Raw genomic sequence first — 24,758 nt, forward strand, 5'->3', positions numbered from 1 at the left:
TAACTGACGTTGTTTAAACAACGTCAGTTATGTTTTAAACTGTATGTTTTTATGGATTTATTTAATAATTTATGAGCAATTGTATGCCGTATTACGTTTACGTAGGTAAGAGATTTTCATTTTTGCTATTTAAATTGGCCAATATATCCTTTTTACAATTTACTGAAAATCATGTATAACAGAGATACATGATTATTTTATCTCGCTATTTGCGGGCAGTAAGATCCCTTACCTCGAAATTCAGCAAAAGCAAAGAAGTTAGGTTGGGTCGGGATGGCCGTAAAAGTCCGATTCGTGAGGGTTGATTAAAGTTTCACTTTATAAATATTCAGAAGTAGAGGGAGAAAAGTTGTAATGGTAAGAAAAACGTTCAAGATGCGCGTGTCTAAAAATAGAACGATTTCGATTAATGGTTCGATTCTTGATGTAGATGTTACACATGATGAATTTTTACAAGAGTTTGTTGAGTGGGTCGATTCTAAAGGTTGGTCGTTTATGGGGATAACGGACGAGATTACGCCCGAGGAAGCTAGTCAAAAGTTAATAGATTCGTTGATTGATGAGAAGGATAAGAAAGAGTAATTCCTTCTTATTTTTATTGTATATTTATGTTCTTTATCGTAAAAATATGATATAGTAAAAAATAGTGAAAATTCTTCCAGTTTAATACAAATTACATATGATTGGTAGATTTATTATTTTGTTAGAGGAGTAAATGGAAAAGGGAGAGTCATATGGTAAATTTTAAGAAAATTTTGGTTTTTATTACAGTTATTTGTTTGTTTTTGTTGACACCTATGACATTGCGTGCTGAGACGAATATTGGAGTAAATCCAGAACAAGTTGCACCACCACCTGCAGAAGGACCGAATGTTTTTAGTCAGTTTGCAACGACAATTGATGCAAAAACAGGAGATGTTTTGTATGACAAAAACGCATATCACCGTGCATATCCTGCTAGTACGACGAAGGTGTTAACAGCGATTTTACTCATGGAGCATACAAAGCCAGAGGATCAATTTACATTTTCACAATTAGCATTAGATCAAGAGAAGAGTAATTATCAAATTGAGTTTCAACCTGGAGAGACAATTAATAGAAATACTGCGCTTATGATTTTAATGGTGCTGAGTGCGAATGATGTGTCGTATGCGATTGCGGAGCGGATTGGCGGGAGTGTTGAGAATTTCGCTAATATGATGAATGAGAAAGCGAAGCAATTAGGGGCGAAAGATAGCCACTTTGTAACACCGAATGGATTACATGATCCGAACCATTATACGACGCCGTATGATATGGCTATGATTACGAAGGGTGTGCAAAAGTATCCTGAAATTTTACAAGCGATGAATACGAAAAGAACGACAGTTACGACGTCTAGGCAGACGGTTTCTATTTTTAATAAATCTAATTTTTTTGAAAATCCATATAGCATTGGCGGTAAAACAGGGTTTACGAATGAAGCGCGTAATACACTTGTTTTATTAAATGAGAAAGATGGAAATCGTATTATAAGCGTAGTAATGGCTTCTCAAAGACCTGAAATTTATGAAGATTTGAAGCAGATGGCGGAATATTCTTTCGGTCAATTTACGAAGCAAATGGTGCTTGATAAACATAATTGGCATCAAAAAACAACATATTTAAATAAAGATGTTAATTCTGAGTTGGAACAAAGTGCAGAGCTTATGCTTAAGAAAGATGAAGGGAAAAATGTGAAAACTATTTTCCGGGCGGCTTCATTAGATAAAGAATCTTTATATCATAAAGGAATACATCGTGGTGAGGTAGTTGGTGCAGTTGATATTACGAAAAATAATCAAACAATTGCGACGGTAAATGTTCTTTCAACAGAAGATGTCACTTTTGCGATGCCTAAAAAAGATACAACTATGCCTGAAGTAAAAGACTCAAATATGAAAGTAATAAGTGTTGGGATAGGTGCGATTGTATTATTTGGAGCAATTTTATATGTAGTGTTGCGCCGAAATACAAAAGGAATGAAATCAGAAGGTAAATAAATTACTAATAAAAAGACTGTGTAAAATTTTGGCACAGTCTTTTTTATATATCTTAAATAACTAATAATTGTAAATTTTCTTATTGCAATAACTTAAAGTTCGTTATATCATTTACTTGTGTTCTTGTTAAAGAACACAATGGGTATTGCATACTTCAAATAATATAAAACAACGGAGAGGGAGAGAGACGATGAAATTAATATGGAAGATAATTAGCAACGCGATCTCATTTGTTTTATTTGCATTGATGGTTTTTTTAGCTTTTGTAGTTATTTCTTCAAAAGCAAGCGGTGGTGATCCGACAGTGATGGGATATCAATTTAAGAGCGTTCTTTCAGGATCAATGGAGCCGACGTTTTTAACAGGATCAATCATTGCAATAGAACCAAACAAAGATGGTTCTAAATATCAAAAAGGTGATGTTATTACCTTTAAAGAGAAAGATCAAAAAATTATCACTCACCGTATTATCGGTGTGAAAGATACAAATGGAAAAGTAATGTATGAAACAAAAGGGGATAACAACAACGGACCAGATTTAGAGCCAGTACTTGCAGAAAATGTAGTTGGAAAGTATGCAGATATTACAGTTCCATATGTTGGTTATTTACTGAATTATGCGAATTCGAAAGCAGGAGCAGCATTACTTCTTATTATTCCAGGAGTCTTTTTGCTTGGTTATTCCGCTATTTCTATTTTTGGTGCTATTCGTAGCATTGACGGAGAAAAGAAAGATAAAAAAGTAGAACAATCCGTCTAGTTCGTTTGGTTATACTTTCCGTTTAGGAAGTTAACAAATATATATTAAGGGGATATGGACATGACTTTAAAGAAAAAATTAGGAATGGGTATTGCATCAGCAGTATTAGGAGCAGCTTTAGTTGGTGGAGGAACATTTGCATTTTTCAGTGATAAAGAAGTGTCAAACAATACATTTGCGGCTGGAACACTGGATTTAGCATTAAATCCATCAACAGTTGTTAACGTATCGAATTTAAAACCTGGGGATACAATTGAAAAAGAATTTAAACTAGAAAATAAAGGTTCTTTAGATATTAAAAAGGTTCTACTGAAAACAGATTATAATGTAGAAGATGTAAAGAAAGATAATAAAGATGATTTTGGTAAACATATTAAAGTAACATTCTTAAAAAATGTAGATAAGCATGAGACAATTGTGAAACAAACTACTTTAGATAAATTAAAAGGTGACACACTTACAGCTGTAGATAATGATTTATCGGCTTGGTTCTGGGATGAAAAAGGTATTTCAGCAGGTAAATCTGATAAATTCAAAGTGAAATTTGAGTTCGTTGATAATGGAAAAGATCAAAATCAATTCCAAGGCGATAAGTTACAATTAAATTGGACGTTTGATGCACAACAAACAGCAGGTGAAGAAAGATAATAATAAAAAGGGCTATCACATGGATAGCCCTTTTTCTATTTTTCTAGTATTTGTCTATCAATTTTAATAGTTCTTTACTATAATATAGATAATGTTCTGTATAAAGAACGTAATGTTCGATGGGAGAGATTAAGATGCTGAAAAGACCGCGTAATTTTAAAAAGATGCTTATATTGCCGTGTATGTGTTCTATTACGTTTTATTTAGGATCTCAAATTATGACGCATACAGAAGCGGCGTTCATTCATGAAACGAAAGTAGAAGCGACGCTTTCTACAGCAATTATATTTCCGAAAACAGTTAATACGTTAAAAGAGCAATCTGAAAAACATAAACAGTTTATTGAGCGTGAGTATGGAACGATGAAGGGGAAATCGGAAGCAACTTCTATTGAAGAAATAAAACAGGCGATTTCTGTATGGCAACAAGGGCGTGAGAAAATTGTTGCTGAGAAGGAAGCTCTGCAAAATGTATATACTGAAATAGAAGCTCCTTACAATCAAATACAAGAAGAATTAAAGGTAAATAAAGATGAGTCGATGCAGCAAGTGTCCGTATATGTAAATGAAGGCTTTCGCAGTATCAAAGAGAAGCGTGACTATATTGAGAAAGAAATTAGCTTGAAAGCTATTGATGAGCAAATTCAGGCTCTTCAGCAACAATTAAACGTTGCAATTGAAGCGGAAGGACAAAAGAAAGTAGAAGAACAAAAGAAAGCAGAGGAACAGAAGAAAGTAGAAGAACAAAAGAAAGCAGAGGAACAAAAGAAAGCCGAAGAACAAAAGAAAGTAGAAGAACAGAAGAAAGCCGAAGAACAAAAGAAAGCCGAAGAACAAAAGAAAGTAGAAGAACAGAAGAAAGCCGAAGAACAGAAGAAAGTAGAAGAACAGAAGGAAGCGGAGTAACTGCTTTAGTGAAACAGCCAGAAAACAAGAATGTGGTGTAAGAGAGAGTGAACGAATAAGCAAGACTAGTAATATTTATACGAGTGTGAGGGAACGTTAGCCCTCACCTCTTTGTTTTTCTTTTTTCTTATAGTATTAAATGATTTGAGTGTGAAAAAAGTTGTAAATTATCATTTTTTCTGAAAAGTCTAAAAAATATTGAGAAATAAAAATAACTGAAAATATTAATAAATATGTGTTGTGTTTATATAGAGTTGTTCGTTATAATGAACATAAGGTTTTTAAAAAAGAACACATATTAGCTAAGCTAATATAGTTTTCTTTACATCTCTTATTGAAAAATAAGTGATAAAAATATAAAAAAAAGCTAGGGGGAATTGATTGTGAGTCTGAAAAAGAAATTAGGTATGGGAGTTGCATCAGCAGCATTGGGGTTAGCTTTAATTGGTGGAGGAACATTTGCATTCTTTAGCGATAAAGAAGTATCAAACAATACATTTGCAGCTGGGACGTTAGACCTTACATTAAACCCTAAGACGCTTGTAGATATTAAAGATTTAAAACCAGGGGATTCTGTTAAGAAAGAGTTCTTATTACAAAACAGCGGTTCGTTAACTATTAAAGATGTTAAATTAGCAACAAAGTATACTGTTAAAGATGCAAAAGGTGATAATGCTGGTGAAGACTTTGGTAAGCACGTTAAAGTAAAATTCCTTTGGAACTGGGATAAACAAAGTGAGCCTGTATACGAAACAACTTTAGCAGACTTACAAAAAGCTGATCCAGACCTTTTAGCTAAAGACATCTTTGCTCCTGAGTGGGGAGAAAAAGGTGGATTAGAAGCTGGCACAGAGGATTATCTATGGGTACAATTTGTATTCGAAGATAATGGTCAAGACCAAAATATCTTCCAAGGTGACTCATTGAATTTAGAATGGACATTCAATGCTAACCAAGAAGCTGGGGAAGAAAGATAATAAAAAAGCGGGTATTCCCGCTTTTTTTTATAAAGAAAAAGAAGTGCTGGTTGTAAGCACTTCTTTCTATTATTATTTTTGATTTTGCTTCCACTTTGTAAATTCAAGAAATTCACGAAATTGTTCTTTGGAGACACCAGAGTTCATTGCATCTTTAACGAGTTGTGTCCATTCGGAGTCTAGGTTAGTTTCCTTTGTTGTTTCATCATGAAGTAAAGTATCAACTGGAATTTGTAGAACTGCTGCGATCTTTTCAAGAAACTGAATGGAAGGGTTTTTTTGTAAATTTCGTTCTATAGAACTAATGTAAGATTTAGCAACGCCAGCTTTTTCGGCAAGTTCAGTTAATGAAATACCTTTTTGTAAACGAAGGCGTTTTATACGTTCTCCAATCATATTTGCGCACCTTTCTATCAATATGTAGTTGTCTTATGATGTCATTATTATAACATAAACTTCGTTAAAAAGAACAAACCTATTGAGCCTGACTGGATGGCTTCATACGTTGGAAAAATTGCTCGATGTCTTGCATGGCGATACCAGCATCTAGAGCTTCAAGTATTAAATCAATCCATTCTTGATCCAGTGCGTCTGTCTTATCTTTGTACAAATGTAATTCCTCCCTAATTATCGGTCATAATTGCTGCTACAGAATACATGATAATGAAATCCGATTTTGTGTTTTATATAGTGAATTATCAAATATTGTGTAGATGAAACAAAGATAAAATCCCCATTAAACTCCCTCTATGGAAATTATAAATTGTTCGATAAAAACTTTCAATATTTTCAGAAAACATTGTTGAATTGTGATATATTCGTATGCTAACTATGAAATTTTTACAAATATATTAAAAAAATTACAGAATGTGACTAAATATTGAAAAAATATTGAATTTTTAATAAAATTCAATTTGTAATACATATTAGTTATTAGGGGAGGAAATATGGGATGAACAAGAAACCGTTCAAAGTTTTGTCATCAATCGCTTTGACAGCTGTATTAGGCCTTTCATTCGGAGTTGGCACTCAATCTGCATATGCTGAAACGCCTGCGAATAAAACAGCTACGAGCCCAGTTGATGATCACTTAATTCCGGAAGAACGTTTAGCAGATGCGCTAAAAAAACGTGGGGTAATTGATTCGTCAGCTTCAGAGACAGAAACAAAGAAAGCAGTCGAAAAGTATGTAGAGAACAAAAAGGGTGAAAATCCTGGAAAAGAAGCAGCGAATGGGGACCAACTTACGAAAGATGCATCTGACTTTTTAAAGAAAGTGAAAGATGCGAAAGCAGACACGAAAGAAAAATTAAATCAACCAGCAACAGGCACACCTGCAGCGACAGGTCCAGTTAAAGGCGGTCTAAATGGTAAAGTACCAACTTCTCCAGCGAAACAAAAAGACTATAACGGTGAAGTTCGTAAAGACAAAGTACTCGTTTTACTTGTAGAGTACGCTGACTTTAAACATAATAATATCGACAAAGAGCCTGGATATATGTATTCTAACGATTTTAATAAAGAACATTATGAAAAAATGTTATTCGGCAACGAGCCATTCACATTAGATGATGGAAGTAAAATTGAAACGTTTAAACAATATTACGAAGAGCAATCTGGTGGTAGTTACACAGTGGACGGAACAGTTACAAAATGGTTAACAGTTCCTGGTAAAGCTGCTGATTACGGTGCAGATGCTGCTAGCGGCGGCCATGATAATAAAGGACCAAAAGGGCCACGTGATTTAGTAAAAGATGCATTAAAAGCAGCTGTAGATAGTGGTATTGATTTATCAGAGTTCGACCAATTTGATCAATATGATGTAAATGGTGATGGAAATAAAAATCAACCAGACGGTTTAATCGATCACTTAATGATTATTCATGCGGGTGTTGGACAAGAAGCAGGCGGTGGTAAATTAGGCGATGATGCAATTTGGTCGCACCGTTGGACAGTTGGACCAAAGCCATTCCCAATTGAAGGTACACAAGCGAAAGTACCATATTGGGGTGGAAAGATGGCAGCATTCGACTACACAATTGAACCAGAAGATGGAGCAGTTGGTGTATTCGCACATGAATATGGTCATGATTTAGGTCTTCCAGATGAGTACGATACACAATATAGTGGTCAAGGTGAGCCGATTGAAGCTTGGTCTATTATGAGTGGCGGAAGCTGGGCTGGTAAAATCGCTGGAACGACGCCAACGAGTTTCTCACCACAAAATAAAGAGTTTTTCCAAAAAACAATCGGTGGTAACTGGGCAAATATCGTAGAAGTAGATTACGAGAAATTAAATAAAGGTATCGGTCTAGCGACATATTTGGATCAAAGTGTTACGAAATCAGCAAGACCAGGTATGATCCGTGTTAACTTACCAGATAAAGATGTTAAAACAATTGAGCCAGCATTTGGTAAACAATATTATTACAGCACAAAAGGTGACGATCTTCATACGAAGATGGAAACACCGTTGTTCGATTTAACGAATGCAACGAATGCAAAATTTGATTTCAAGTCATTATATGAGATTGAAGCAGGTTATGATTTTCTTGAAGTACACGCTGTAACAGAAGATGGTCAACAAACGTTAATTGAAAGACTTGGTGAGAAAGCAAATAGTGGAAATGCAGATTCGACAAATGGAAAATGGATTGACAAATCATATGATTTAAGTCAATTCAAAGGCAAGAAAGTAAAATTAACATTTGATTACATTACTGATGGTGGTTTAGCATTAAATGGATTCGCTCTTGATAATGCTTCATTAACAGTAGATGGTAAAGTAGTATTCTCTGATGACGCAGAAGGTACACCACAATTAAAATTAGATGGTTTCGCTGTTTCTAACGGAACAGAGAAGAAAAGCCATAACTACTATGTTGAGTGGAGAAACTATGCTGGGGCAGATAACGCGTTGAAATTTGCTCGCGGTCCAGTATTTAACACTGGTATGGTTGTATGGTATGCAGATTCAGCTTATACAGATAACTGGGTTGGTGTACATCCAGGACACGGTTTCCTTGGTGTAGTTGATTCTCATCCAGAAGCAATTGTTGGTACTTTAAATGGTAAACCGACAGTTAAGAGTAGTACACGATTCCAAATCGCTGATGCAGCGTTCTCATTCGACAAAACGCCAGCTTGGAAAGTCGTATCTCCAACGCGTGGAACATTTACGTATGATGGCTTAGCAGGCGTACCGAAGTTTGATGATTCTAAAACGTATATTAATCAACAGATTCCAGATGCAGGACGTATTTTACCGAAGCTTGGTCTGAAGTTTGAAGTAGTAGGACAAGCTGATGATAATTCTGCAGGTGCTGTTCGTTTATATCGTTAATACTGTAAAACTACCGGGAGATTTTCTTTCGGTAGTTTTTTTGTGAGCAATGAATTTTATATAGCTGAAAAAGTCATATATAATGTAACCTTAAGAATAGAAATTTGTTATATATGAAGTCTATATAAATAATGAAAGAATTGGATAAAAATAGTGGGAGAAGGTGAGTGAATGAGTATTTCCTCTATTGTAAGTAGGCAAAAGGAATATTTTTTAAAAGGGCATACGAGAAGCATCGAAATGAGAAAGAATAATTTGAAGAAGCTTTATGAAGGCATTCAGCGTTTTGAAGAAGAAATATTTCAGGCATTGAAATTAGATTTAAATAAGTCAGTTCACGAGTCGTTTACAACGGAGGTTGGATATGTATTAAAAGAAATTTCCTTTCAATTGAAACATATGTCATCGTGGAGTAAACCGAAACGAGTTCGAACAGCGCTTACTCATTTTGGATCAAAAGGAAAAGTAGTGCCAGAACCGTATGGTGTGACGCTTATTATTGCACCGTGGAACTATCCTTTTCAATTAGCAATTGCACCACTTGTAGGAGCACTGGCAGCTGGAAATACAATCGTTTTAAAGCCATCAGAGTTAACACCAAGCGTTTCAAAAGTGCTTAAGAGAATGTTAGATGAATTATTCCCAGAAGAGCTTGTAGCGGTAGTAGAAGGTGGCGTTGAAGAGAGTACATCTTTGCTGAAGGAACCGTTTGATTATATTTTCTTTACTGGTAGTGTTGGCGTTGGAAAAGTTGTAATGGAAGCAGCAGCGAAGCAGTTGACGCCGCTCACTTTAGAACTTGGCGGGAAAAGTCCTTGTATTGTACATAAAGATGCAAAGATAGAGATGACAGCAAGAAGAATTGTTTGGGGTAAGTTTTTAAATGCAGGGCAGACGTGTGTAGCGCCTGATTATATGTATGTGCATTCTTCCGTGAAAGAAAAGCTAATTGAGGCACTGCGACATGAAATTACAGAGCAGTATAGTAAAGAACCTTTGCAAAATGAAAATTACGTGCGTATTGTAAGTGAGCGTCATTTTGAACGATTATGTGGATTTTTACAAGATGGTCAAGTCGTAATTGGTGGAAACTATGAGAAAGATACTTTACATATTGAACCGACAGTACTAGCGGATATTACATGGCAAGATGCTGTTATGGAAGATGAAATTTTTGGTCCAATTTTACCAATCATAGAGTACGACAATATAGAAGATGTAATTGGCACAATCCAGCAACATCCGAAGCCGTTAGCGTTATATGTATTTTCTGAAGATAAAGAAGTACAAAAGAAAGTGACGAGTAATATTTCATATGGTGGAGGCTGTATTAATGATGTTGTCTATCACCTTGCTACGCCATATTTACCTTTTGGGGGTGTTGGAAGTAGTGGATTAGGGGGTTATCATGGGAAAGAAAGTTTTCGGACTTTTTCACATTATAAAAGCATTTTAGCCCAATCTACAGCATTCGACATGAAAATTCGTTACTCTTCTACAAAAAGTGCTTTAAAATTCATACGAAAGTTGTTAAAATGATGATGGTGTTTATCAGTAGGCGTAGCCGTATGATAATAGCCCCTTCGCAATGGAAGGGGTTTTTCTGTTCGACGTTATGTATCATGCGAAAATGAATCAAACATACTACATAAAGAATAGAAACGAACGCTTGTTAAATAACCATTTTTGTTTGGATCGAAACAAAAAATAGTCTATAGAACATAAATATTTATTCATGAATATAAAAATTTAAAATTTAAGGTAGATAGGACGGGAAAATGAAAAAGATTATTAAAGTTGAAGCAGTTGAAAAACATTTTGGAAATCAAGTGATTATCCCACCTCTTTCTTTAGATATTAAAGAGGGAGAGTTTTTAACAATTTTAGGGCCGAGTGGCTGCGGGAAAACGACTTTACTTCGTATGATCGCAGGATTTGAAACTCCAACTAAAGGGAATCTTTTATTAGATGATGAAAGAATTAACGATTTGCCGCCATATAAGCGTCATATGAACCTAGTGTTCCAACATTACGCACTATTCCCACATATGACAGTAGAGAAGAATATTTGTTTTGGTATGAAAATGCAGAAAGTATCAGCAGCAGAGCAGAAAGAGCGTGCTGAAGAGGCAATGCGTTTAACGCAGTTACTTGAGTTCCGTAATCGTAAACCTGCGAAGCTTTCTGGTGGACAACAGCAGCGTGTTGCAATTGCAAGAGCGATTGTAAATAATCCGCGTGTATTACTATTAGATGAGCCACTTGGAGCGCTTGACTTTAAGTTACGAAAAGACTTGCAACGTGAATTGAAAAACTTACAACGTAATTTAGGAATTACGTTCATATACGTAACGCACGATCAAGAAGAAGCAATGAGCATGAGCGATCGTATCGTCGTTATGAATAAAGGACATATCGAACAAATCGGAACGCCGAAAGAAATTTATAATAAGCCGAAAACATTGTTCGTAGCGACATTCATCGGTGAAAATAATATTGTGAAAAACGGGGAAGGCTATGTAGCAATTCGCCCTGAAAATGTAAAAGTACGTTCGGTTGAAGAACCAATTTTAAAAGAATACCATCTTGGACATATTGAAGATATCGAGTTTGTCGGAAATATGGAGAAGCTTTATGTACGTGATGAGAAAACATCAGAATTATTAATGGCATATCAAACTGCTGAAGAGGCAGCGCAGTGGAGCATTGGGGATAATGTATATGTAGGCTGGGAGCAAGAGGACGAGGTGACCTTAAATTGAAAAAAGGGAAATTACTCGCACTACCTACAGTCGCGTGGCTGTTACTTTTCTTCCTGATCCCGCTCGTATTCGTATTAGGATTCGCCTTCATGCAGCGCGGAGCTTACGGGACAGTAGAAATGCAATTTACGCTGGAGAATATATCCCGTGTATTTGATCCATTGTACTTAGGAACGTTATGGGAAACTGTTAAGATCGCAGTTATTACAACAGTAATATGTTTATTAATTGGTTATCCGTTTGCGTATACAATTACAATTGTTGACCGCAAATACCGCTCTATTCTTTTATTATTGGCAACGATCCCGTTTTGGATTAACTTTCTTGTTCGTTCATACGCATGGATTGTTATTTTACGTTCACAAGGTCTTGTGAATACGTTGTTATTAAAGCTTGGCATTATTAGTGGACCGTTAAATTTATTATATAATACTCCTTCTGTAATACTCGGAATGGTCTATTCTTTATTACCATTTATGATTTTACCAGTGTATGCAGCAATTGAGCAGCTGGATAAGCGTAAGCTAGAAGCGGCTTATGATTTAGGAGCAACACCAATAAAGGCATTTTGGAATATAACAGTGCCGATGACGATGTCAGGAATTGCGACTGGTTCTATTTTAGTATTCGTTTCTTCTATCGGAATGTTTGTTGTATCAGACGTGATGGGCGGATCGAAAGTAGCATTAATTGGAAACGTTATTCAAAATCAATTCTTAGGTGCACGTGACTGGCCGTTTGGATCTGCGTTATCGATTATCGTTGTTCTATTCTCTGTTCTGTTAATTTACTTATATTATCGTGCAACGAAAGTATATAAATATAATGAGAACGGAGGGGAATAGGCAAAGATGAAGAAGTTTTTAGTTTCTTATTCTTGGTTAATTTTGTTATTCTTGTATTTTCCAATGATGGTTTTAATGGTCTATTCTTTCAACGACTCTCGCATTAATGCGGAGTGGGAAGGTTTTACATTCCATTGGTATACAGATTTATTTCAAAAACAAGATGTTATTGATGCATTTGTAAATAGTATTACGATTGCAGTTATAACAACGATTGTGACAACGGTACTTGGTGTATTCTTTGCAATTGCTTTACATCGTTATAAATATCGTTTCGAAGGGGCTATTAATGGCCTTGTATATTTACCAATTTTAATTCCTGATATTTTAATGGGATTATCTTTACTAATTCTTTTCAGTCAGTTAGGAATGGAACTTGGACAAACAACGATTATTATTGCACATATTACATTTAGCATTTCGTTTGTTGTTGTTATTTTAGCTGCGCGTCTTTCAAGTATGGGACGTGACTTAGAAGAAGCTGCAAATGATCTAGGAGCAACGCCTTGGCAAACGTTTCGTTATGTAACGTTCCCAGCAATTGCACCGGGAGTTATTTCGGCAGCATTATTAACATTCACATTATCAATTGATGATTTTGTAATTAGTTTCTTCGTATCAGGACCAGGATCAACAACATTGCCACTATACATTTACAGTATGGTTAAGCGCGGAGTATCACCAGAAATTAATGCTCTTTCTACAATTTTAATTGTTGCTATCGTAGGATTAATGGTTCTATCTGAAATCTTCCGAAACAAAGGTGCAGATGGTGAAGAAAACTCTGGAGGACACCTTCCTTTATAATACGAACGATATAGAAAGTACAAGGGGGTAATAAACCGATGAAATTAATGAAAAGAATAGCTGGCGCAGCAATTAGCTTTAGCCTTGTTGCTGGTGTGCTTGCTGGTTGTGGTGAAAAGAAAGAAGAATTAAATATTTATAGTTGGGCTGACAATTTTGATGAGCAAGTGCTAAAAGATTTTGAAAAGAAGTATAATGTGAAAATTAACTATGACAAGTACGCAAGTAATGAAGAAATGCTTGCGAAATTACAAGCTGGTGGCGCAAAGTATGACTTAATTCAGCCGTCGGATTACATGGTTAAAACAATGGCGAAAATGGACTTATTAGCGCCGTTAGATAAAAAGAATATCCCGAATATCGAAAATATGGTTTCTAATTTTAAAACACCTGCGTTTGATCCAGAGAATAAATATTCTTTAGTGTACACTTGGGGTGTAACAGGGATTGCATACAATAAAAAGTATGTGAAAGAAGCACCTACAAGCTGGGCGGACTTATGGAATGAGAAATATAAAGGACATGTAACGTTACTGAACGATTCTCGTGAAGTATTAGGAGTGGGTCTTAAGAAGCACGGGTTCTCAAACAGTACGAAAGACGATGCACAATTAAAGACAGCAGCAGATGATTTAAAGAAGCTGCTTCCAAACTTATTAGCATTTGATACAGATAACATTAAACAAAAATTCATTACAGAAGATGCTTGGATCGGAACAGTTTGGTCTGGAGATGCAGCATTTATCGCAAAAGATAATAAAGATGTAGAATATGTTGTACCAAAAGAAGGCGGCACAATTTGGGCTGATACGTTAGCAATTCCAAAAGGTGCAAAACATAAAGAGCTTGCTGAGAAATTTATGAACTACTTACTAGATGAAAAAGTAAGTGTGAAAAACTACGAGTCAATTGGTTACAGTAATCCAAATGAAAAAGCTCATCCTCTTCATAGTAAAGAATACCGTGATAATCACATGATTTTCTTAACGAAAGAAGAGTTAGATCGTACAGAATGGCTTGTTGATGTAGACGATAAGTTAAAAGACTATGATCGTTACTGGACAGAGCTAAAAACAAAAGGTAAATAAGCAAGGAAATGCGGTTTCTAAAGTAGAAATCGCATTTTTTCATAGTAGGAGGAAATCGTTTGAAGAAGAAGTTACATCAGTATGAGGTAATGTGTATCGGTTTGTTATTTGCTGTATTTGGTATTGTTGCTTGGCGCGTACATGCAGGTGGCGTTACAGTGATGGATACATATGTCCGTGGATTAGTAAGAGGGCTACAAACGGAAAGTTCTCTTACATTTTTCTCGTACTTTACAAAATTGGGATCAGCAATTGGGATAGTCGCTACGCTCGTTATAAGTTTGCTTGTTTTTTGGAAGAAGCGTTATTATGCTACGATGATTGTATATCCAATGGGAATTTTAATAACACATCTTGTGAATAAAGGGATAAAAGAGATTGTCAAGAGAGAACGTCCGTCATTAAATGAAGCGCTAGATGCACTTGGATATAGTTTTCCTAGTGGACATGCAATGCTATCAATTATGACATTTGGATTTCTTACTTATATCATTGCTGCTAATTTGAAAAGCGTAGCTGGGAAATGTGTCACAACGATTTTGATGGGTATAGTAATTCTATCGATTGGATTAAGTAGAGTCATTTTAAATGTACATTACCCAACTGATATTTTAGCTGGTTACTGCGTAGGTGGTATTTTGTTAATTATCGCGATTTACTACCATCGTTTACTTACTGAGAGATTAGGGCTTAATAAAGAGAGATAGAAAAACGTCTGGAAAAACTATTATTATAGTTTTTCCAGACGTTTTTTGTTTATATCAAGATGTGATACAGTATAAGTGACAATTGAATTATGTAAAGTAGGTGAAAATGTGTGAAGACAAATGTACATAAAGTTGATAAGTGGGGGAAGTTAGGAGCCTTTTTGTATCAGTTTCGTTATACAGTAATTGTAGCGTTACTGTTGCTCGCAATCGCACTTGGGATTTTTGCTCCAAAGCTACCGGGAGTATTAGGTGGTGACGGTTTCCAAACCGAAGGCGACTATCAAAAAACGAAAGAAATTTTAGATAAAGATTTTAAGAAGTCTCAAGATACGCTGCTGCTCGTTTTTGAGAAAAATAAAGATGCTTCGCATGAGGAATTTAAAAAGCGAATAAATGAAATTGTAAAGAATGTTCAAGAGAAAGAGAACTATGAATCTTTCCATCACCCAATCCAAAATAAAGAAATGCTACAAGATGACATCGGCTATGCGACAATTTTATTTTCCGGGAAAACAAATAAGGAACGAATGGAAAAGACATTACAATTTGCTGATGAGATTGAGAAAGAAAGTAATATAGCATTAAAAGTAACACCTACAGGGTTTCCGAAAATTAATAAAGAGATTAATGAAAGAACGCAAAATGATTTAAAAGTAGCAGAGATGATTGGATTACCAATTGCGTTTCTTGTATTACTATTTTCGTTTGGTAGTCTTTTGGCATCAATTTTACCGATTTTGAATGGGGCGCTTAGTGTTATTAGTACGATGGGTATATTGTATTTCATCGGTGTTGATAAAGAACTATCTATTTTCGTGTTAAACGTTGCACCGATGATTGGACTTGCATTATCTATTGATTTTGCGCTATTATTTGTGAACCGTTTTCGAGAGGAAGTTACTAAACGAACGGTAAAAGAAGCGATAGCAATTACATATCAAACGGCAGGACGTGCGATTGTATTTTCAGGATTATGCGTATTTGTTGGGTTATCCGGTTTGTTTTTCTTTAAGATAGATTATATTCAATCTGTCGCGATTAGCGGAATGATTGTTGTCATTATGAGTATTTTATTCTCACTCACACTTCTTCCAGCACTATTATCGTTAATCGGTAAAAGAATATTAAAAAAGAATCAAGTAGCACATACGCCGGCAAAAGCATGGCGTAAATTTGCAAAATTTGTGATGAAACATCCAATTGCAATGATTATTGTTGTTACAACATTTATTGTTATTTGCTTATTACCGTTACGTACAGCTAATTTGCAGTTCCCTGGTGTTGAAGCTTTACCTGAAAAGAGTGATACAAGGATTGCATATGAAAAGTATGAAGAAGCATTTAATGAAACTGTCAAAACACACGCTGATGTTACGTTAGTTGTAGAGACGAAAAAAGATATGAAAGAAAAAGAAAGTCTACAAAAGATAGAAGAAGTCGTTCAAAAGTTAAAAGGTGATAAGAAAGTACATGAAGTAAGAAGTTTATACGACGGGTTAACTGGAATGAAAGCAGATCAAGTTGTTGGAATGTTGCAGTCGCCAGAATCAGCGAAACTAACTCCTGTATTTGAAGCATACACGCAAGGGAATAAGACGACGATAGAAATATTTTTGAAAACAAAACCACGTACAGAGACTGCAAAACAGTGGGTACGTGACTTTAAAAAGAACTATAAAGAAACGGATGTTACGTATTATCTAGGCGGAATGACGACGTTTCAACAAGAATTAGAAGATGAAATTAAAGATAAAGTTGTAATTGGTATGTCTGTTATATTTGGATCGACCTTTGTTATATTATTATTTGCATTCCGATCTATACTCATTCCAATTAAGGCAATTGTTATGAATATACTTAGTTTAAGTGCAACCATTGGAATTGTTGTTTGGTTATTTGAAGGTGGTCATTTCGGTTTAGAAGCAAGTCCGGTTCTGTTTGTCTTACCAATCTTCATTTTTGGCCTCGTATTTGGGCTTAGTATGGATTATGAAGTATTTCTTATTTCACGTATTCATGAGCTCTATGAAGAAACAGGAGATAACGATCAAGCAACGTTAGAAGGGCTCGTTTCAACAAGTAGAATCATTACATCAGCTGCTTTAATAATGATTGTTGTAACTGGTGCATTCGCATTTACTGATATTTTACCAGTAAAGCAGATGGGTCTTGGCGTTGCATTAGCAATATTTCTTGATGCAACAATTATTCGTCTTATGCTCGTACCAAGCTTAATGAAGTTATTTGGAGACTGGAACTGGTGGTTACCATTTCGAAAAAAACGAGAAAAATCATCGTAAAAAATGCTCATCAATATGATGAGCATTTTTTATGAATAGCAAAGCCTACATTTTGCAAATAGTATGTGATAAGAACATTACATAATAAGTAGGTGAAGGCAATGTTTCGTTATTTTAAGTTTAAGTTAAATGATACAGTACAGTTTGCCGAGAACGATGGGCATATGTATCGCATTGTCGGTTATCGGTTAGAAAAAGGATTTTATCCAAAAGATGAATGGACTCATATCATTTATGAACTACTTAGAGAATTTGACGGGTATACGATGGATGCAGAAGAGGAAGAACTTGTAAAGGTCGTTCAAGTAGAGGATGAGTATTACAAAATACAAGAAGTATCAGGTTATCGCTATCCAGTAAAAATGAAACAAAAACAACAAGTGATGAAAATAGAAAAGATGGACGATTTATTAGATGCTTACAATGATTATAAAAGGTTGGCGGATTTCTTTAAGGATTTATCGTATGAACAAAAAGCTGAAGAAGTATTGTTAGAAATGAAAAGACTTAGAGCTTGAGGGGCAGTCTATTATAAGACTGTCCTCTATTTTTGACGGTGCATCAAAGTGTGTTTTCCGTTACAATGAGAGAATCAATAGAAATAAGGTGATAAACAGTATGGAAACAAAGAAAAAGGGTGAATGGTGTGAAATTACCGTTCCAGCTAAATGGAATGGTATAAGTATTGAATCGGTATTAAAAGTAGAATGGGAAATACCGAAAAAGCTATTACATCAGCTTCGTATGGAAAAAGGTGTTACGGTTAACGGGGAACAAAGAAGATGGAATGAGCTTTTAAAAGAGAACGATAAGTTACAAGTCCATATGTTTGCGGAGGAAGAGTACGGTGTAGATCCAGAATATGGTGAATTACATGTAGTATACGAAGATGATCACGTACTTATCGTAAATAAACCAGAGCAAATGGACACACACCCTGCTGAAAAAGGTGGAACCGGGACGCTTGCAAATCTTGTTGCTTTTCATTTTCAAATGCAAGGTTTAGAGACGAAGGTGCGTCATATTCATCGTTTAGATAAAGATACGACAGGTGGTGTCGTGTTTGCTAAGCATAGAATTGCTGGTTCAATTATGGATCGCTTATTAATGGAAAGAAAAATTAAAAGAACGTACGCAGCGCTCGTTGAAGGGAAAGTAAAGAAGAAACAAGGAAAGATTGATGCTGCTATCGGAAGGGATCGCCATCATGCTACAAGGCGTCGTATTTCTCCAAAAGGTGACCAAGCTATCACATATTATAAAGTAGAAAAGTATTTTAAGAAGCAAAACACGACTCTCGTAACGTTACAATTAGAAACGGGTAGAACACATCAAATTCGTGTTCATATGAGTCATAATGGTAATCCATTAGTTGGGGATGTATTATATGGTGGACAAACAAAATATATGTCCAGTCAAGCATTGCATGCGATGAAGATACATTTCTTGCATCCAATTACGAAAGAAGCGATTGAAGTTGATGTGCCGTTTCCTACAAAGTTAAATAATAAAATAAAAGAATTTCAAAAAGAAAATGCGTAAAGTATAAGTTTTAACTTGAAAAAAGTAGATTTTTGCAGGGATTTCTCTAAAAGAAGCGAAGCCGTTAAGAGAAAAGAGAGGTGAGAATCACTTGATTAAATATAAGTATGTACTGGGAATATTTTTCGCTTGTCTTTTACTTACTCTATTTCTCTATCCCTATTTACCAAATCGTATGGCAGTACATTGGAATGTAAATGGTCAGCCAAACGAGTTTATGAGTAAACAAGTCGTTGTAGCATTTATTCCCTGTTTTATTATTTTTTCATATGGATTTTTGTATATTATTTCACATAATATATTTAAGTTTAATGAAAGAGAGCATGGTATTATAGGCGGATTTATAAAGAAAATTACGTTATTTATGTTGTTTATTCATACGCTTATCCTCTTTATTAATTTTGGGGATTTGATATCCTTTCAAACAGGATTAACGATTGGGATTAGTATGTTTCTTTTTATGCTGAGTAAAGAATTTAAGAAAATAAAAGGCAAAGAAAAAGAAAAAGATCCAATTAAATTACAAAAAATTTGTTTAGTGAGTAGACGGATTTTTCAAGTGATGGCATGTGGCATATTGTTTTCATTGTTTTTGAACTTAGAGTGGGGATTTTATGTATTGCTTAGTGTAATAAGCTGTGGATCTATGTTGTTTATGTTATATATTTTCTATTCATACATAATAGAAAGCTATGGAACTTAAAAAAGAGTCTTCTCATTATGAGAAGACTCTTTTAATCTATTTACTTCGTAATAAATTGTTGTGTCCAGTAGTTGCCGCTTTCTACATAACCAACACCGATGTGAGTGAAGCCGTTATTTAAGATGTTTGCACGGTGTCCAGCGCTGTTCATCCAAGCTTGTACTACTTCTTCAGGTGTACGTTGACCTTGAGCGATGTTTTCACCTGCAGATGTATAAGAAATACCAAATTTCTTCATCATGTCAAACGGAGACCCGTATGTAGGGCTGTTATGATCAAAGTAGTTGTTTTTTTGCATATCTTCAGACTTAATACGTGCTACTTTGCTTAATTCAGTATCGATTTTTAGTGCTGGTAAGCCTTGTTTTGCACGCTCAGCGTTTGTTAATTCAACAACACGTTGTTCAAACTCGCTTAAAGATTTTGCTTCTTCAGCAGGCTTTTGCTCAGCTGGTTTTTGTTCAGCAGGTTTTTGAGTATTGTTGTTTTCAGCAGGCTTTTGAGTTTCTGGTTTTTGAACTTCTTCAGCAGGCTTTTGCTCGGCAGGTTTTTGCTCAACTGGCTTTTGAGTTTCTGGCTTAGCTGTTGGTTGCTCAGTTACAACATTTTCAGTAGGTTGTTGACCAGGAATGAAGCAGTTTGGTTGGAAGTTTCCTTGTTGCCATTGTGCTAACGATTCAACTCCCATAGATTGTAAGAATGCTTGTAATTCTTGTTGGCTCATTTGTTTCATCATTACTTTTGAATGCTGAATATTTTGAACCTTTATGTTAGATGGTTGTACTGTTGCAGCTTGTGCATCTAGAGAAGATACTCCTAAAGTAAGAGCTGTTGCAGCAGCTACAGATAATAAAACACGCTTTTTCATGATGTGTGTCCCCCTATATAAAGTTTTAATTTGTTTTCACACGATTTGTTTTTGACAGCCTGTCTGACTGACAAATTCATCGTAGCATACAATTTGCGAGAAAAAAGATGGAAAAAAATTCATAGACTTTAAAATTACCTAATTTATCCTAAGAGAAGAAGGGAGCAAAAATAAGAGAAATATAGAGTATAAAAGGAATTTATAGTGTTTTTATACTTGGTTTTAAGAGGGGGTTTTTGGATAAAGTTACCTAAATAGAAAATGAAGAATCCTATTGTATCAATGGTTTGAACGTTTTTTTGAGGAATATAATGGATTGATTTTTACAAAACTGTAATGTTTCTGTTGTTCTTTTTTATAATAAAGTAACATATTTTTAATGTTGTAGCAGACAAAAAAGCGGCTATCTCTTTACATAGACGAAGGAGATAGCCGTTTTCCTATTATTACGTATGTTACGAGTTATTACGAGTTAGTTTCAATTGCTTCTAATAATAAATCCACAATGTGAATTCCTCTCATTTTATGAGAAAGCCCTTCTCGCTCAATACCCAATTTCATTTGTAATAAACAACCTGGATTTGCAGTAACAATGGTTGCTGCTTCTGTTTCATGCACACGGTCCATTTTGTAATCTAGAAATTCCATTGATAACTCTGAATGAACAATATTGTAAATACCAGCAGAGCCACAGCAGCGGTCGGCATCTTTCATTTCTCGATATGTTGCACCTTGGATAGCCTCTAGTAACATACGAGGTTCAGAAGATGTGCGCATAACATTGCGTAAATGACAAGAGTCTTGATACGTAATAACTTGCGGCGTGAGTCGTAAGTCAGTTCGCTTATGGAAGTCTAGTTCTACTAGTATAGCAGTAATATCTTTAATTTTAGAAACAAACTGCTTAGCACGTTCAGCCCAATCCGGATCATCTTTTAAAAGATAATCATAGTCTACGAGATAAGCCCCGCAACCACCTGCATTCGTAATAATATAGTCGATGTTTAAATCTTCGAATGCTTTTATATTTCGCTTTGCTAATTCTTTTGCTCCACTCTTTTCACCAGCATGTCCATGCAATGCACCGCAGCAACTTTGTGTTTTTGGAATAACGATATCACAACCAGCTAATTGAAGAAGTTTCATCGTTGCGTTATTTGTTTCTAAAAACATCGTATCCATTAAGCAGCCTGTGAAGAATGCAACTTGTTTTTTCTTTGTACTTTCTGCAGGTAAAAATGAAGGACGATCTTTCATGGCTTTCATTTTAGGGACTTTTGGTAAAACGAGATCCATCGTTGCAAGTGTTTCAGGGAATAACTTCATAATCCCTGTTTTATGTGTTAGCGTTTGTAAACCAGAACGTTGATAAAATCCGATTAGTCCAGTTAATGTTCTCATTCGATTTTGATGGGGGAATAATCCTTCAAAAACGACTTTTCGAACAGCTTTTACTGGCACTGAGAATTTTTTATTTTGATTAATAATATCACGAGCTTCTTCTAATAAATGTCCATAATTTACACCAGATGGACAAACAGGTTCACAAGCACGGCAACCAAGACAAACGTTTAATGTATGTTCAACATCTTCATCTGGTTCGATTAAACCATCAACGACTGCTTTCATTAATGCGATACGTCCGCGTGGTGAATGTGACTCTTTATATCCGGATTGAATGTAGGTAGGACAAGTAGGTAAACAAAAACCGCATCGCATACAGTTTAGTAATTCATCTTCACTTAATCGTTCTTTAAATTCTTTTTGAATATTTTCTTTATTTAATGTGGTCATTGCTCAACCACCACTCTTTTTCGAGTGTCTTTCGCGAACATTTTTCCAGGATTCATAATGTTATTTGGATCGAAAGCTTGCTTTATTCCTTGCATAGCTGCAATACCTTCTTTACCTAATTTCATTTCTAAATATGGAGCTTTCATTGCACCAACACCATGTTCACCAGTAATTGTGCCACCAAGTTCAATTGCTTTCGCAAATATTTCAGCAAAAGCTTGTTCAGCTCGGTGCATTTCTTCTGCATTACGAGCGTCTGTCATACAAGTTGGATGTAAATTACCATCACCAGCGTGTCCAAACGTACAAATAGGAATATTATATTTTTTTGCAATGGCATTAATAGCTTCAACCATCGGAGCGATTTGTGAACGTGGTACAGTCGCATCTTCTAATATTGTAGTAGGTTTTAATCGTGCGAGCGCTGATAGAGCACTACGGCGAGCGGTACGAAGCGCATCTGCTTCTGTTTCGTCTTTTGCAATGCGAACATCAACTGCATTCATAGAGCGGCAAACATTAGCCATGTTTTCAATATCTCGATTGACTACTTCGGGAGGGCCGTCTTGTTCAATTAATAAAATTGCTTTTACATCTGTAGGTAAACCGATTTGCGCAAACTCTTCTACTACTTCAATTGTCGGTTGGTCTAAAAACTCCAGTGTTGCTGGAATGATTTTATTTGCAATAATAGAAGAAACAGCACGTGCAGCTTCATTAATATCTTCATATAGTGCAAGCATTGTTTTCTTTGTTTCAGGCATAGGAACAAGTTTTAATATAGCTTCTGTTACCACGCCAAGTGTTCCTTCAGAACCGATAAATAAACGAGTTAAATCGTAACCAGCTACATCTTTTGCTAATTTACCACCAGTGCGAATAATATCGCCATTTGGTAAGACAAGTTCAAGCCCCATTACATAATCACGTGTTACGCCGTATTTCAAACCGCGTAATCCACCTGAGTTTTCATTAATATTACCGCCGATTGTAGAAATTTTCATCGAGCTTGGATCTGGTGGATAAAATAAACCTTTTTCTTCTACCGCTTTAATAATATCAAGTGTAATGACACCAGCTTGTACAGTAATTGTTAAGTTTTCTTCATCAATTTCTAAAATATTGTTCATATGGCGGAAAATAAGGACGATACCGCCTTCAAGTGGACATGTTCCTGCGCAAAGATTTGTTCCAGACCCGCGCACATACACAGGAATTTTGTGAGTGTTACATACCTTTAACACTTCAGCTACTTCATTTGTATTACGAGGAGCAATGACTGCATCAGGCATTGCTTGGAAGTTTGGAGTGGCATCATAACTATAAGTTAAACGCCCCATATTGGATGTATCTACATTATCTTCGCCAACAATAGATACGAATGAATGAATAATTTGTTTTTCTAACATTGGAAATCCCCCTCAAACTGTTAACGTGTTTAGTTATAATAAACAACGTGGTAACAGTGCTTTCATTATAATGATAAAAAAGTCGAGGGATTCTTTCTATGTATAATCATCTAAAGATTAATCTGTTTTATCGTTCTTTTTTGTATGATCATCTAATAGGAGGAGTGCGAAGTATAAAACGTTTAAGTCTTTGAATTGTTTTGGATCAAGTCCTGTATGTTCTTCAATCTTTTTTAGCCTGTAATGTAATGTGTTAATGTGTATATGTAATTGTTTAGCCGTCTGTTTATAAGATTGGTTATAATCGATAAATAAGCGCAAAGTATGCATAAGCTCAGGAAATGATAATAAGTTTTCGATGGTACGCTCTAGAAATTGTTCACGCGTTTCGGCAGAAATATCTTGTAAACACATTTCTAAACGTAAATCTTCATTAAATACAATTTTTTTCGTTTCCAATGATACAGAAAGAGCGCGTAATGCTTGTTCGTAACATATGTTCATATTGTTTGAGGTAACTGTTTGTCCAATCCCGATATATAAAGAAATAGAAAATAAAGTTTCGCAGTCGTGTTTTAACCGTTTTAAAAATTGATAAGTTTGCTCTTTGGAGCTCGTTGCTGTAAATAAAATAAAACGATCATTTCCCCAACGAACAAATAGATGCTCTTTTGTTAAAATATTACGTATGTGTTGCCATATTTTACGCTGGAGCATCGTGTCATTTTTGCCAATAGAAAACAAAATAAGTTGTTTTTTCTTATATAAATCAATGCCAAGTGTTTTGGCGCGATCAAGAAAACTCGGGGACCACTCTGTATTTTGAAGCCAATCAAAGACAAAAGCTTCATAAGAACGGTGCTCAAGTTCTAGTTGCTCTAAAAAGTAGTTTTCATGAATTAATAATTCGGTCATCTTACGCAATATTTCTCCGTAGCGTGAAATATTTTCAGGTTCTCCTGTAATCCCAATGACACCAATTACTTCATCATGAAATAATAAAGGAAGATTCATCCCAGCCTTTACACCTTGCAATCGCCTTTCATCTTCTTTTGTAATGATGACGGTTTTCTTTTGTTTGGCGCAGCGGAGTGCACCTTCATGAAATTGACCAATTCTTTCTGTATCTGTACTTGCGATAATAACGCCTTCTATATTAATGATAATAATATTTTCTGTAATTAGTCTGCGTACTTCTCGTACAATTTTATTCGCTAAATCAGGAAATAGCATAATTGACACACCTCAAATTCTATTTGTTGTACATTATATATGT

23 protein-coding genes are annotated in these 24,758 nt (G+C 35.3%); 17 read left to right on the plus strand and 6 right to left on the minus strand.

Annotated elements, in window-relative coordinates; translation table 11 throughout:
* Positions 1-354: 354 nt before the first annotated feature.
* The 6 genes from MR112_RS00380 to calY all read left to right on the plus strand — a co-directional run bounded on the left by MR112_RS00380 (position 355) and on the right by calY (position 5,311).
* Positions 355-582 carry a hypothetical protein gene (locus MR112_RS00380; protein ID WP_000251856.1) on the plus strand — a complete coding sequence of 76 codons (228 nt, stop codon included), beginning with the start codon at positions 355-357 and terminating at the stop codon, positions 580-582.
* A 152-nt stretch (positions 583-734) separates the two neighbouring features.
* A complete protein-coding gene (locus MR112_RS00385) occupies positions 735-2,021 on the plus strand; it encodes a D-alanyl-D-alanine carboxypeptidase family protein (RefSeq protein WP_048534151.1) in 1,287 nt (428 codons plus the stop codon).
* Between the two features lie 190 nt (positions 2,022-2,211).
* Positions 2,212-2,781 (plus strand): signal peptidase I SipW, encoded by a 570-nt coding sequence (gene sipW, locus MR112_RS00390; RefSeq protein WP_000767792.1) that lies wholly within the window; start codon positions 2,212-2,214, stop codon positions 2,779-2,781.
* 60 nt (positions 2,782-2,841) lie between these two features.
* A complete protein-coding gene (locus MR112_RS00395; RefSeq protein WP_242244710.1) occupies positions 2,842-3,429 on the plus strand; it encodes a TasA family protein in 588 nt (195 codons plus the stop codon).
* A 119-nt stretch (positions 3,430-3,548) separates the two neighbouring features.
* A complete protein-coding gene (locus tag MR112_RS00400; RefSeq protein WP_242244711.1) occupies positions 3,549-4,334 on the plus strand; it encodes a DUF4047 domain-containing protein in 786 nt (261 codons plus the stop codon).
* A 383-nt stretch (positions 4,335-4,717) separates the two neighbouring features.
* Positions 4,718-5,311 (plus strand): biofilm matrix protein CalY, encoded by a 594-nt coding sequence (gene calY, locus MR112_RS00405; protein ID WP_071741057.1) that lies wholly within the window; start codon positions 4,718-4,720, stop codon positions 5,309-5,311.
* Between the two features lie 72 nt (positions 5,312-5,383).
* On the opposite strand, the gene MR112_RS00410 is transcribed toward calY, so the two are convergent.
* Complete coding sequence (locus tag MR112_RS00410) at positions 5,384-5,707, minus strand: helix-turn-helix domain-containing protein (protein WP_000578885.1); 324 nt, start codon at positions 5,705-5,707, stop codon at positions 5,384-5,386.
* A 79-nt stretch (positions 5,708-5,786) separates the two neighbouring features.
* The gene (locus tag MR112_RS00415) at positions 5,787-5,921 is read right to left on the minus strand and encodes an anti-repressor SinI family protein (protein ID WP_000276219.1); all 135 of its coding nucleotides are present in this window, start codon (positions 5,919-5,921) and stop codon (positions 5,787-5,789) included.
* Positions 5,922-6,263: 342 nt separating this feature from the next.
* Between MR112_RS00415 and inhA1 the strand changes: the two genes are divergently transcribed.
* The 11 genes from inhA1 to MR112_RS00470 all read left to right on the plus strand — a co-directional run bounded on the left by inhA1 (position 6,264) and on the right by MR112_RS00470 (position 19,411).
* On the plus strand, positions 6,264-8,654 hold the full coding sequence (gene inhA1, locus MR112_RS00420; RefSeq protein ID WP_071741058.1) for a M6 family metalloprotease immune inhibitor InhA1: 2,391 nt from the start codon (positions 6,264-6,266) through the stop codon (positions 8,652-8,654).
* Between the two features lie 171 nt (positions 8,655-8,825).
* Entirely contained in the window at positions 8,826-10,193 is a 1,368-nt protein-coding gene (locus MR112_RS00425) for an aldehyde dehydrogenase (RefSeq protein ID WP_098592485.1), read from the plus strand.
* Positions 10,194-10,432: 239 nt separating this feature from the next.
* Positions 10,433-11,416, plus strand: coding sequence for a spermidine/putrescine ABC transporter ATP-binding protein PotA (potA, locus tag MR112_RS00430; protein WP_000720333.1), 984 nt, complete (start codon positions 10,433-10,435; stop codon positions 11,414-11,416).
* Positions 11,413-12,261: a spermidine/putrescine ABC transporter permease PotB gene (potB, locus tag MR112_RS00435; RefSeq protein WP_242244712.1), complete on the plus strand. Its 849-nt coding sequence runs from the start codon at positions 11,413-11,415 to the stop codon at positions 12,259-12,261. The genes potA and potB overlap by 4 nt, the downstream gene beginning before the upstream one ends.
* 6 nt (positions 12,262-12,267) lie before the next feature.
* A complete protein-coding gene (gene potC, locus MR112_RS00440; RefSeq protein ID WP_000714192.1) occupies positions 12,268-13,068 on the plus strand; it encodes a spermidine/putrescine ABC transporter permease PotC in 801 nt (266 codons plus the stop codon).
* Between the two features lie 38 nt (positions 13,069-13,106).
* Positions 13,107-14,156, plus strand: coding sequence for a spermidine/putrescine ABC transporter substrate-binding protein PotD (gene potD, locus MR112_RS00445; protein WP_000772485.1), 1,050 nt, complete (start codon positions 13,107-13,109; stop codon positions 14,154-14,156).
* A gap of 59 nt (positions 14,157-14,215) precedes the next feature.
* The gene (locus MR112_RS00450; RefSeq protein ID WP_242244713.1) at positions 14,216-14,863 is read left to right on the plus strand and encodes a phosphatase PAP2 family protein; all 648 of its coding nucleotides are present in this window, start codon (positions 14,216-14,218) and stop codon (positions 14,861-14,863) included.
* A gap of 110 nt (positions 14,864-14,973) precedes the next feature.
* Positions 14,974-17,166 (plus strand): MMPL family transporter, encoded by a 2,193-nt coding sequence (locus tag MR112_RS00455; RefSeq protein ID WP_071741060.1) that lies wholly within the window; start codon positions 14,974-14,976, stop codon positions 17,164-17,166.
* 101 nt (positions 17,167-17,267) lie between these two features.
* Positions 17,268-17,684, plus strand: a complete 417-nt coding sequence (locus MR112_RS00460) for a hypothetical protein (protein ID WP_000490301.1) — start codon at positions 17,268-17,270, stop codon at positions 17,682-17,684.
* A gap of 100 nt (positions 17,685-17,784) precedes the next feature.
* Positions 17,785-18,708 carry an RluA family pseudouridine synthase gene (locus tag MR112_RS00465; protein ID WP_000448351.1) on the plus strand — a complete coding sequence of 308 codons (924 nt, stop codon included), beginning with the start codon at positions 17,785-17,787 and terminating at the stop codon, positions 18,706-18,708.
* A gap of 91 nt (positions 18,709-18,799) precedes the next feature.
* Complete coding sequence (locus MR112_RS00470; RefSeq protein WP_071741062.1) at positions 18,800-19,411, plus strand: DUF1648 domain-containing protein; 612 nt, start codon at positions 18,800-18,802, stop codon at positions 19,409-19,411.
* Between the two features lie 40 nt (positions 19,412-19,451).
* On the opposite strand, the gene MR112_RS00475 is transcribed toward MR112_RS00470, so the two are convergent.
* The 4 genes from MR112_RS00475 to MR112_RS00490 form a co-directional block, all read right to left on the minus strand.
* The gene (locus MR112_RS00475) at positions 19,452-20,279 is read right to left on the minus strand and encodes a CAP domain-containing protein (RefSeq protein WP_048655970.1); all 828 of its coding nucleotides are present in this window, start codon (positions 20,277-20,279) and stop codon (positions 19,452-19,454) included.
* Between the two features lie 465 nt (positions 20,280-20,744).
* The gene (locus MR112_RS00480; protein ID WP_000209620.1) at positions 20,745-22,073 is read right to left on the minus strand and encodes a (Fe-S)-binding protein; all 1,329 of its coding nucleotides are present in this window, start codon (positions 22,071-22,073) and stop codon (positions 20,745-20,747) included.
* Positions 22,070-23,482, minus strand: coding sequence for a glycolate oxidase subunit GlcD (gene glcD / locus MR112_RS00485; protein ID WP_000890755.1), 1,413 nt, complete (start codon positions 23,480-23,482; stop codon positions 22,070-22,072). The genes MR112_RS00480 and glcD overlap by 4 nt, the downstream gene beginning before the upstream one ends.
* Before the next feature lie 117 nt (positions 23,483-23,599).
* Positions 23,600-24,715, minus strand: a complete 1,116-nt coding sequence (locus MR112_RS00490; protein ID WP_075677530.1) for a CdaR family transcriptional regulator — start codon at positions 24,713-24,715, stop codon at positions 23,600-23,602.
* Positions 24,716-24,758 lie beyond the last annotated feature (43 nt).

It is taken from the genome of Bacillus cereus group sp. BfR-BA-01330, assembly GCF_022663885.1.
Lineage (GTDB): Bacteria > Bacillota > Bacilli > Bacillales > Bacillaceae_G > Bacillus_A > Bacillus_A cereus.